Source organism: Streptococcus sp. DD04, from assembly GCF_001578725.1.
Taxonomy (GTDB): domain Bacteria; phylum Bacillota; class Bacilli; order Lactobacillales; family Streptococcaceae; genus Streptococcus; species Streptococcus sinensis.
On record NZ_KQ968976.1, the window covers coordinates 550,953 to 561,302 of the forward strand.

The 10,350-nt window shown below is 45.2% G+C and carries 16 protein-coding genes; all 16 read right to left on the reverse strand.

Features of this window, described 5'->3' with window-relative positions; all coding sequences use genetic code 11:
* Positions 1 to 686: dual-specificity RNA methyltransferase RlmN (gene rlmN, locus STRDD04_RS11355; protein WP_231853870.1), on the reverse strand; the 686-nt coding region annotated here is incomplete at its 3' end.
* Positions 683 to 1,258 carry a YutD family protein gene (locus tag STRDD04_RS02685; protein ID WP_062199119.1) on the reverse strand — a complete coding sequence of 192 codons (576 nt, stop codon included), beginning with the start codon at positions 1,256 to 1,258 and terminating at the stop codon, positions 683 to 685. The genes STRDD04_RS02685 and rlmN, both read right to left, overlap by 4 nt.
* Positions 1,259 to 1,442: 184 nt before the next feature.
* Positions 1,443 to 2,540, reverse strand: a complete 1,098-nt coding sequence (locus STRDD04_RS02690; RefSeq protein WP_443031282.1) for a SepM family pheromone-processing serine protease — start codon at positions 2,538 to 2,540, stop codon at positions 1,443 to 1,445.
* Positions 2,533 to 3,018: a pantetheine-phosphate adenylyltransferase gene (gene coaD, locus STRDD04_RS02695; protein WP_062199122.1), complete on the reverse strand. Its 486-nt coding sequence runs from the start codon at positions 3,016 to 3,018 to the stop codon at positions 2,533 to 2,535. Before coaD ends, STRDD04_RS02690 begins: the two co-directional genes overlap by 8 nt.
* Entirely contained in the window at positions 3,008 to 3,547 is a 540-nt protein-coding gene (gene rsmD / locus STRDD04_RS02700; protein ID WP_037616000.1) for a 16S rRNA (guanine(966)-N(2))-methyltransferase RsmD, read from the reverse strand. The genes coaD and rsmD overlap by 11 nt, the downstream gene beginning before the upstream one ends.
* Before the next feature lie 85 nt (positions 3,548 to 3,632).
* Positions 3,633 to 3,893, reverse strand: a complete 261-nt coding sequence (yidD, locus tag STRDD04_RS02705; protein WP_062199124.1) for a membrane protein insertion efficiency factor YidD — start codon at positions 3,891 to 3,893, stop codon at positions 3,633 to 3,635.
* Positions 3,890 to 4,621, reverse strand: coding sequence for a pseudouridine synthase (locus STRDD04_RS02710; protein ID WP_037614621.1), 732 nt, complete (start codon positions 4,619 to 4,621; stop codon positions 3,890 to 3,892). Before STRDD04_RS02710 ends, yidD begins: the two co-directional genes overlap by 4 nt.
* A 133-nt stretch (positions 4,622 to 4,754) precedes the next feature.
* Entirely contained in the window at positions 4,755 to 5,300 is a 546-nt protein-coding gene (gene scpB / locus STRDD04_RS02715; protein ID WP_037614624.1) for an SMC-Scp complex subunit ScpB, read from the reverse strand.
* On the reverse strand, positions 5,293 to 6,003 hold the full coding sequence (locus STRDD04_RS02720; protein WP_062199125.1) for a segregation/condensation protein A: 711 nt from the start codon (positions 6,001 to 6,003) through the stop codon (positions 5,293 to 5,295). Before STRDD04_RS02720 ends, scpB begins: the two co-directional genes overlap by 8 nt.
* A 2-nt stretch (positions 6,004 to 6,005) precedes the next feature.
* Positions 6,006 to 6,737 (reverse strand): site-specific tyrosine recombinase XerD, encoded by a 732-nt coding sequence (xerD, locus tag STRDD04_RS02725; protein ID WP_037614629.1) that lies wholly within the window; start codon positions 6,735 to 6,737, stop codon positions 6,006 to 6,008.
* Positions 6,734 to 7,195, reverse strand: a complete 462-nt coding sequence (cbpB, locus tag STRDD04_RS02730) for a cyclic-di-AMP-binding protein CbpB (protein WP_062199126.1) — start codon at positions 7,193 to 7,195, stop codon at positions 6,734 to 6,736. Before cbpB ends, xerD begins: the two co-directional genes overlap by 4 nt.
* Positions 7,192 to 7,713, reverse strand: a complete 522-nt coding sequence (locus tag STRDD04_RS02735; RefSeq protein WP_062199127.1) for a metallophosphoesterase — start codon at positions 7,711 to 7,713, stop codon at positions 7,192 to 7,194. Before STRDD04_RS02735 ends, cbpB begins: the two co-directional genes overlap by 4 nt.
* On the reverse strand, positions 7,692 to 8,663 hold the full coding sequence (locus tag STRDD04_RS02740; RefSeq protein WP_062199128.1) for a nucleoside-triphosphate diphosphatase: 972 nt from the start codon (positions 8,661 to 8,663) through the stop codon (positions 7,692 to 7,694). Before STRDD04_RS02740 ends, STRDD04_RS02735 begins: the two co-directional genes overlap by 22 nt.
* On the reverse strand, positions 8,660 to 9,454 hold the full coding sequence (gene racE, locus STRDD04_RS02745; RefSeq protein WP_062199129.1) for a glutamate racemase: 795 nt from the start codon (positions 9,452 to 9,454) through the stop codon (positions 8,660 to 8,662). The genes STRDD04_RS02740 and racE overlap by 4 nt, the downstream gene beginning before the upstream one ends.
* A 102-nt stretch (positions 9,455 to 9,556) precedes the next feature.
* A complete protein-coding gene (locus tag STRDD04_RS02750; protein WP_062199131.1) occupies positions 9,557 to 9,805 on the reverse strand; it encodes a YneF family protein in 249 nt (82 codons plus the stop codon).
* 57 nt (positions 9,806 to 9,862) lie between these two features.
* A partial coding sequence (locus STRDD04_RS11360; protein ID WP_443031284.1) for a diaminopimelate decarboxylase family protein occupies positions 9,863 to 10,350 on the reverse strand: 488 nt, incomplete at its 5' end.

A 10,350-nucleotide genomic window follows, 5' to 3' on the forward strand; every position in this document is an offset into this window, starting at 1 on the left:
CTTGAACGGAGATCATTATTGGGCGCATGAAGGGAGACAGCCAAGTTGACCTGAACACCTTCATTAGCAAAGTCACGAATCTTGTGAGCCAATCCTGAGGTCGAAACGGTGATATGGCGGGCACCAATAGCCAGACCCTTATCATCATTGACCGTCCGAATAAACTTGAGCACATTGTCATAGTTGTCAAAAGGCTCGCCGATTCCCATAACCACGATGTGGCTGACCCGCTCGTCCTGACCACGCTCGTCAAAATACTTCTGAACCAGCATAATCTGAGCAACAATCTCGCCGTTATTGAGGTCACGTTGTTTTTTAATCAAACCGGAAGCGCAGAAGGTGCAACCGATATTGCAGCCAACTTGAGTCGTAACACAGACAGAAAGTCCATAGTGCTGGCGCATGAGTACCGTCTCAATCAGCATACCATCCGGCAGCTCAAAGAGGTACTTGACCGTACCGTCAGCCGACTCCTGAACAATGCGCTGTTTAAGCGGATTGACGACAAACTGATCATTTAGCTTAGCAATCAAGTCCTTGGACAGATTCGTCATCTCTTCAAATGACTGGACACGCTTGCGATAGAGCCACTCCCAAATCTGGGTAGCACGGAATTTCTTTTCTCCCTGAGCTTCTGCCCATTCAATCATTTCTTGACGTGTTAAGCTATAAATAGATGGTTTCATTTTTCTCCTTTATTCTGGCGAATAACAAAATGGCGCTGAGACTGGTTAGTTACCGCCTGCTTTGCCTGTTTGCCTTGTTTATGTTGCCTATTCTTGGGTGATTTCTGACGATTTTTTTGCTGATCGTCCCTGCCTTTTTTAGACCCACGTTCTCTGGAAACTTCTGGATGTCTCTTGCTGTCCGATTTTCTCTTGTGATGGGATTTTTTGTCAAAGGCAGCCCGTCTTGGCTGAGCATTTTCCAAAACAAAATAGGCACAACCGTAGTTACAATACTCTAGCAAGTAATCTTCCAAACGGCTGATTTTCTCGGCATTCTCCTTGGCTTTCTCATCACGATAAAAGCCACGTAGCCGCAACTGTTCATTGCCCCAGTCACCAACAATATAATCAAACTTGTTAAGAATTTCTGAAAAGCGTTGGTGAAAGGCCGTTAAATCAAAGGCCTCTTTGTAATTCTCCACCAATTCAAACTCAAATTTTTCTGCAATTATCTTGCTGCCCATTTGCTTAAATTCTGGGCCAGGAAATTTATTGTAATTATACAACTCAGGGGAAATCTCTTTACGCATACCTATCCTTTGTCACTTATCTATCTTACTTCATATTATTTTATCACAAAACAAGGGGAATTTATATTTTTTCACTAGAAAAAGATTTTTCTGTAAAAAGTCAGACGATTTAATGAAAACCGCTAATCATTTACAAAAAACAAATCCTTGGTTCAGCTCTAAAAGTTAAAAATCTTAGCCGAAACTAAGATTTTTTGGTTTTTTCTAAATAATCAATGGCGTCCTGAAGGGTTTTGACCGGCACAATTTTCATATCCGTTTTGATTTCCTTGGCTGCTTCAAGCGCCGCTTCATAGTTTGTCTTAGCTTTGGGATTAGCCTTTTTTTCTTCTTCGCTGACAGGATTATCTGGGGCAAAGAAGATGGTCGACCCAGCCTTGGCAGCAGACACTACTTTTTTGTCAATCCCACCAATATCACCGACCTTACCTTCTCTGTCAATGCTGCCCGTTCCCGCAATCACTCGGCCGTCTCGCAGGTCGGGATTGGCCAGCTGAGTATAAATGGCTAGGCTAAACATAAGGCCAGCACTAGGACCACCAATGCCTTCGGTCGAAAATTCAATCGGAACACTGCTGTTGACTTCCGTGCGGTCAATTAAACTAATGCCAATTCCATTTTTGCCATTTTCCAGCTTGATGATTTTCCCCGTCGCTGTCTTAGTTTCTCCATCTTCCTCATAGGTCACCTTGACACTATCGCCCAAGGCCTGAGAATTCACATATTTGACCAAATCTTCCGAGCTTTCAAAAGTCTTGTCATTGACTCCCGTCACCGTATCCGCAATGTTCAAAATCCCTTTGAAGGTCGAATTCTGAGCTACTTTCAGAACATAGACACCCAGATAGTTCATCTTGATGTCTTTTCCTGCGGCTTTAAGACCTTGGTATTTGGCCATATTCTGCGAAGTTTCCATAAAAAATTGATTAATCCGCAGATATTCCTCATCGCTTGAGCCCCCCGTCATATCCTGAGCTGAATAAATATCCGTAAAAGGCGTCAGCCAAGCATAGACCAAATGGGCAAAGGTCGCATGCTGAATCCCAACCGTCACAAAATTGTAGGAACCTGCTGCCTGGTCCTCTTTACCGTCCACAGTCAGAACCTGCCGAATGTCTTCTGCGCCCCCAGGTACCTCAATATAATAGGGCAAAGGAACAATAAAAGAAAAAAGAAAGAGCACAAGAACGAGAATAGTCGTCACTCCCGCACAACCAGCTAATTTTAAGCCGTATTTATTTTCTTTCGTCATCTTTTTAGGGGTTGTTATTTCATTACTCATCTTTTTTCTCTAACTCCTCGATTACACTTGCTGGTACATAGGCAGAAAGCTCCTGCTGAAAAGCGATCAATTCCCGCATTCGTGAAGAACTGATATATTGATAGGCTGGCTGACTCAGCAGAAAAACGGTCTCCAAATCAGGTGCCAATTCCTTATTAAAAAAATGCAGACTAGCTTCATAGTCCAAGTCCTGACCATTGCGTAGGCCACGGACAAGAGCGGTCACACCCAGCCTTTTTGCCACATCGACCGCCAATTCATCATGCGAAGTGATGACTTCCACATTTTCCAAATGCGCTAAAGCCGCTAGAACCATTCTTTTTTTCGCATAGATGTTAAAAAATCCTTCTTTGTGAGGATTATAGAAGATTCCCACATACAAGCGATCAAACAGCCGACTAGCTCGCTCAATCAAATCCACATGTCCGTTGGTAATGGGATCAAATGACCCTGTAAAGAGTCCGATTTTATCTGACATAGACCGTCACCTTTGAAATTCCATATATTTTTTGCTTCCAGATACCCAAGTCTGCGATTTCTTCTGGCAAATCAACCGACTTGTCCGTCTCACAAACAACCATAATATCCTCGCTCAAGAGCTTGTGCTCCGCCATTTTCTCAATATCTGAGATAATCTGCTCCTTGGCATAGGGCGGATCCAGTAGAACCAGATCAAACTGGCCAGTCAACTGCTCCAAGGCTCGACTCGACTCCATCTTGAGCAGCTCAAAACGTGCTGCTTCCTTGGTCATGGCAATATTTTCTGCCACGATAGCTTGTGCCCGCCGATCTTTTTCAACCAAAACAGCGGAATCCATGCCACGAGATACCGCCTCAATCCCCAGACTGCCGCTGCCTGCATACAGATCCAGCACCCGGCCGCCATCAAAATAGGGACCAATCATATTAAAAATCGCACCCTTGACCTTATCTGTCGTAGGTCGCGTTGTCTTTCCATCTAATGTTTTGAGGGGTCTGCCCCCGTACTTCCCTGAAACAACTCTCATAAAAAACATTATAACAAAAATATTAAAAAGCTGATAGTAATTGCTAAGGCTGGACTTTATTCTCTAGCAAAAAACGGAAACAAGGCTATTTCCGTTCTAAGTCTGTTTTAGAGTCATTCCGCCGAAGACTAAAACGGTCTGGGACTGGATCGTCCCCTTCCTCGGACCAGGGATGACAGCGGCCAATTCTTGCCAAGCCCATCAGCACCCCCTTGGCTCCGTGTTTTTCAATAGCTTCAATCATGTAATTGGAACAGGTCGGCTGAAAACGGCAGGAAGGCGGAGAGGCAGGGGAAATAAAGCGCTGGTAAAATCGAACCGGCGCTATCAATATTTTCTTAATCATTTTTTCTTAGTCTTAGTCACAGCCAAGTTATGCAACTGGCTGACTTCCTTTTTACTCAATCGACGTGCTTCACCTGGCTTGAGGCCAGTCAAATCCAGATGTCCAAACTGAGTCCGTGAGAGCTTGTCCACTGGCAGCCCCACCGCTTCAAACATCTTCTTAACCTGATGATTACGCCCTTCGTGGATGGTCAACTGAACAACCGAGCGATTCTTCACTGGATCGACCTTGAGAATCTCATAAACTGCTGGCTTGGTTTTCTTGCCCTCAATGACCAGACCACGAGTCAGCGGACGCAGAATTTCCTTATTGGCCACACCCTTGACACGTGCCACATAGACCTTGTCAATTTCATTTCGCGGGTGAATCATTTCATCCGTGAAATCACCATCATTGGTCAAAATCAAGGCGCCAGAAGTATCCCAGTCCAGTCGGCCAACAGGATAAATCCGCTCCTTGACCTGCGGCAGTAAATCAACGACTGTTTTGCGCCCCTTGTCATCGGTTACGCTGGAAATCACCCCGCGCGGTTTGTTGAGCAGGTAGTAGACCTTTTCTTCATTGTAGATAGGCTGGCCTTCCACTTCTACTCGGTCGCCCGACTTGATGGTAGTCGCTAGCTCACGCACCACCTGACCATTCACGGTCACCAGCCCCTGCTTGATCAGTTCCTCAGCCTTTCTCCGGCTGGCAATTCCCGCATGGGCAATGTATTTATTGATTCTCATCGATATTGTCCTTTCACAAGATACAAAGACCATTTTCACAACCTTAACAGCTGGAAAAATGGCAAATAGGGAAAGCAGTGCCTCCCTCAAAGCTTGGTAGTATTCAAAAAAGGTCCCTTATAGGATGAACTTGTTACTCTCCGAAAAGTTGACTTTCCTCAGCAATGAGCTCCTCTTCATCCACAATAGGCAATTCGTCCAAATGATTGATGCCCATATAGTCCAAAAAATAATCCGTCGTCACATAGAGATTGGGGCGGCCAATGACTTCCTTCTTGCCATCTTCCCGAATCAGCTCAAAGGCTAGTAACTTCGAAATCGCCCCGCTGGAATTGACCCCACGAATATCATCAATCTCCACCCTTGTTATGGGTTGCTTGTAAGCAATGATCGACAAGGTTTCCAGTGCAGCTCGGGATAAGCTCTGATTGATCGGCGCTCGCGAATACTCTCGTAAAATCTCAGCAAATTCAGGCTTGGTGACCAGCTTATAAGTCTTTGACGTTTCCAGCAAGGTCAAGCTGGAGTCAGGATTTGCCTGATAGTTCTCCGCCAATTTTTCCAAACTCTGGATGACACCAGTCGGCGGTAAGGAGAGGATTTCTGATAGCTGATGAACTTTCAGACCGTCTTCCCCCGCCACAAAAAGCAGGGCTTCAATCTCTGCTAATTTACTCATTCTTTCTTCCTACTAAATAAATATTTCCAAAGTTTTCCTCCTGAATGACCTGAACCTCCTGCACCTTGACCAACTCCAAGGTTGCTAAAAAGAGTGTAATCACTTCATTCATATCTTTGGTTTCTGCAAAAATATCCTGCAGGGCAAGGCGTTTTTGAGTCCGACAGCGCTGGCGCACTACTTCCATCATGTCCTCGATCTTATACTCGTCTCGCACAATGGTCGTATGACTCTTGGAAAACTCCTCCTGCTTCTCGGTCATCACCTTGGAAAAAGCCAAGAAAAGATCAATGGTTGACTTGTCGTGTAGGAGCTCAGCGTCTTCATAAACCAGCTCCAGCTTGGGCTTGGAATAATAAAGAGCCCGGTCATCATGCTGAAGGGACATTTTCTGGCCCAGCAGCTTGAACTTCCGATATTCCTCAATCTGACTCAGCAAATCCTGCTCCAGATCGTCTTCCAGATCCACCTGATCCACCGCCTTGGGCAAGAGCTTGCGGCTCTTGATCAGCATGAGCTGGCTGGCCATAACCATGTATTCTCCCGTCACTTCCAGCCGCATGGCCTGCAGAGTAGACACATAAGCCAGATATTGCTCGATGACCTCGGTAATGGGCACATCGTAAATATCCATCTGATATTTGGATACGAGGTGCAGCAACAAGTCCAGCGGTCCCTCAAAATCTTTTAACTTGATATCCATTCTTATCTGTATTTTTCTAATGTAATCACTGTCTTCAAGCCCAGATCACGAGCAATGTCGTAGATGCCGACACCTTTTTCCCGCTGGCGCAAAATAAACTGCTCCCGCAGGCTTTGGGCTGACAAGCTGGCCTGCCCTTGCTCAATCAAGAAAGCTTCCAGCTGGCGAAAGCCCCATTGGCGTGAATAGGATTTGCCATTCTTTTCAAATAAATAAGTCCCTGTCAAATAGTCACCTAACTCATCCGTCAGACTTTCAGGGATTTTTATTATCCGCTTCTGCCCAGCCTTCTCAATCCGCAAAACCTGAAAGTCAAGATTAATGTCCTCAACCTTGACCTGCAGGATTTCACTTGGCAAGAGACCCATTTCCAAAATCAGGAGCGCCATTAGTCGGCCATGCGGAACCGCAGAAGTCTCCCAAAAAGCCGACAAGTCCATCAGCTCGCTTTCAAGTTCCTTGGAAATCGCGACCTTGGGCAAGGTCAAGCGATGAAATTCTCCAATCATCTTGTTCTCGTAAAGATAATAGAGAAATTGATTAACCGCTGAGAGCTTTCGCTTCTGGACAGCCGCCTTAAAATCCTTGATGGAAGCTTGATAAATCCGCAAATTGGTCTCCGTCACCTTACTGTGGATTTCATTGACAAATTGCTCCAAATCGTAGGAATAGGCTAGTTTTGAATTTTCCGAGATGTTTTTTTGCTCTAAAAAAGGGGTGATTTGTTCTTTCATTTTTTGGAAATCTCATACTGACTTGTGAAATTATGCATCAGCGAATTCACAGCTTTCAAAATCGATTTTCTGGTAATAATCCCATAAAAACGATGTTTTTTATCCACAACAGGCAAGAAAGACTCGTCTACCAGCTTACGTAGAACATCTGAAATCTGGTAATCTGGCTCGACGGTCAGAACATCTTTTCGAGTCATATGGACAATATCCATTGACATAAACTCTTCCTCCGGTAGCTCATGCTGCATCCGATAAGCCATGATATCTGTCAGAGAAATGGTTCCGACAAACTTTTTCTTCGCTGTCACCACTGGAATCCGCGAGTAGGTCATCTGACTCAACAAGAGAATCGCATGGTCTACATTGTGGGTGTCGATCATCACTGCTAGTTTGGATTCTGGTGTCAAAAAAGTGTCTTCCAAATTCAAAAGATAATCTTCAAATTCCTTAGCAATCATCGGGTAAACTCCTTAGACAAGCTTGGGTAAAGCTCATGATTTCGCGTATAAAAATCAACCTTAAAACGCTCCTCATCAATTTCTAACTTGGCATAAAGTCTCTCATTAATCAAACCGCGCGGCTGACTGATAGAACCTGGATTGAGAAAAAGAGTTTTTCCTTCCATCCAAGCATCTGGAACATGTAAATGACCATAGAGACAGATATCTGCCCCTACTTCCTGAGCCCAGAGATCCAGCTTTTGGAAGCTAAAGTTGATATTGAAAAGATGACCGTGGGTCTGGGCAATAATAGTCCCATCCAAATCTGTCACCAGCCGTTCTGGATAACCAGGATAAAAGTCCATATTGCCCGCCACAACATGAATCCCTTTCCAGACTTCATCCTCAAAAGGTAATTCTGAGTCTCCATCATGGAAAATAGCATCGACTTTTCCTAAATAACGATTTTTAATCTCTTCGACAATGGCACGATCCCCATGGGAATCACTCATCACTATGATTGTTTGCTTTGCCATGCTGGAAATACCTCCACTAATTTTTGCACCGCTTGCGCACGATGAGACTGGGCATTTTTCTCTTCGATCGTCAGCTCAGCTGATGTTTTTCCTGTCTCTCCGACTAAGAACAAAGGATCATAGCCAAAGCCATTTTCACCTTTGGGCTCATGGGCAATGTAGCCCGACCAATCCGCTTCGACAACTAAGGATTCCTTATCTGGACTAGCCACCACCAGAGTTGTGTGGAAATGAGCAGAGCGATCTTTAATGTCAAAGACCATAGCCAGCTCATGCAGAAGCTTGATATTATTTTCAGCATCTGTCGCACCAACTCCAGCAAAGCGAGCCGACCAGACACCTGGCAGGCCACCCAAGACATCCACCTGCAGACCTGAATCATCTGCCAACACCATTTTGCCAGTCAATTGACTAATCGTTTCAGCCTTGAGACGGGCATTTTCTTCAAAGGTCATGCCTGTTTCAGCCACTTCTGGCAAATCAGGATAGTCATTCAGATTTTTCACCTCATAGCCCAACTTCCCAAAAAGCTTACGGAACTCCGCCGTCTTGCCCTCATTGCGAGTCGCAATCAAGAGAGTATCCTTAACATCTTTTGCTCCCAGAAAGGCTTGGAGATCCACGCCGGTTTGTGGCAGATGGACATAGAGCAATTTGCCCGCTTCAACCAAAAGGAGAGCTCCCTGTCGCTGCAACAATTCTAACTTTCGGCCTGTTTCTTGATTTAAAATATCCAGCAAGAAGGTCAGAAAGCGAAAGGCTGAGCCATAGCGAATGACCGTGATATTTAAGGGCAGGCCTAGTTCTTCTGCCAAAATACTCTCTAAACGGTCTAAAATCTCAGAAGCTTCTGCAGGCACTCGCTCAAATTCACTGTAAGAGGCACTTTTCCCCCATTCAGCCACATACCAGTCAGAGGCATCTTTGTATTCATAAATGTTCTTTGTCATAAGGTAACATGCTCCACATTGACTTTCAGATTCAGCCAGTTTTCTGCGATTTCCGCAAATCTCTTAGCACTGGCTGTAGTATAAAAACGATGGTTCAGTTCACGCTTCTCCCGACTGCGATTGATTTCGAAATAATTGAGCAGGACAGAAATATCCCGTATACACTCAGCTCCGCTGTCAATCAGCTTAACACTTGGCCCCATCATATTTTGAATAATAGGCCGCAGCAAGGGGTAGTGGGTACAGCCCAAGACAAGAGTATCAACCTTGCCCGCCAGAGGATGCAGAGTCTCATAAACCACCTTTTTGGTCAGGCTGGACTGGAGCTCATTGGACTCCACCAGCGGTACAAACTTAGGACAAGCCAAGCTCTGCACCTGCATCTCAGGAGATAGAGCCTCAATCTTTTTTCGGTAAATATCCGACTGCACCGTCATAGGAGTGCCAATGACTCCGATCTTGCCACCAACAGTTGACTTGATTGCAGCACTGGCTCCAGGCAAAATCACACCTAGGACAGGAATGTCCAGTTTTTCCTTGATTTCCTCCCAGACAACAGCTGTCGCCGTATTGCAGGCAATGACAATCATCTTAACATCCTTGGTCAAGAGAAAGTTGACTAGCTGCCAGGTATAAGCCCGAATCTGCTCTGCCGGCCTAGGACCATAAGGAGCACGGGCCGAATCACCTATATAAACCACTTCCTCATGGGGGAGCTGCCGCATCAGTTCACGGACAACAGTCAGACCGCCCACCCCTGAGTCTAAAAATCCAATCGGTCGGTTATCCATACAGTCTTCTTTCTAAAACAAGGGATTGGAAGCTTAGCCCAAATCCCCATTTTTTTATATAGAAATTTCCTATCGGCTTTAAGACAGCCAAGAGAGGAAAATTTATTTTTTGTTTTTATTTTTAGCAAGTGCTGCTTTTTGTTGGTTAATGATTTGACGGTAAACCTGCTGTACTCTCGCTTCGCTTGGCTTTTGACCGCCGGCGCTGAGCAACGTCCGCACCGCTTCCACATTGAGACGTGGATTTTCCGCAAATTCCTTTTCAACCTGACGGCGAAGCAAGTACATACCAAGCAAAATCCCGCCAAAGAAAGCTAACATAATCAATACAATCGCTAACAATGTATTCATAATAATCCGAACTCCTATTTCAATTTTTTCATTGCTCTTTATTATACCAAATTATCTCTATTTTTCAAAATCAAAGCCATAGAGAGTCGCGAAATAATCTTCTGGCGTCTCTGCCCGACGAATCATGCGAGCCTGACCATTTTCCTCTAGGAGAATCTCGCTAGAGCGCAACTTGGCATTGTATTGATAGCCCATGGAGAAACCGTGGGCACCGGTATCGTGAATGACCAGTGTATCGCCAATCTGACTGACAGGAAGCTCCCGCTGAATGGCAAATTTGTCGTTGTTTTCACAGAGACTACCGACCACATCGACAATTTCTGTCGGTCCTTCTGGTCGGTCCATATTGGTAATATGGTGATAAGCTCCATACATAGCGGGACGTAGGAGATTAACCGCAGAAGCATCCACTCCCAGATAGGTCCGATAGGTTTGCTTTTTGTGAGTAACCTTGGTCACCAAGAGACCGAAAGGCGCCAGCATAAAACGCCCCAGCTCGGTGAAAATCTTGACCTGCCCCAGTCCAGCTGGTGTCAGGATTTCCT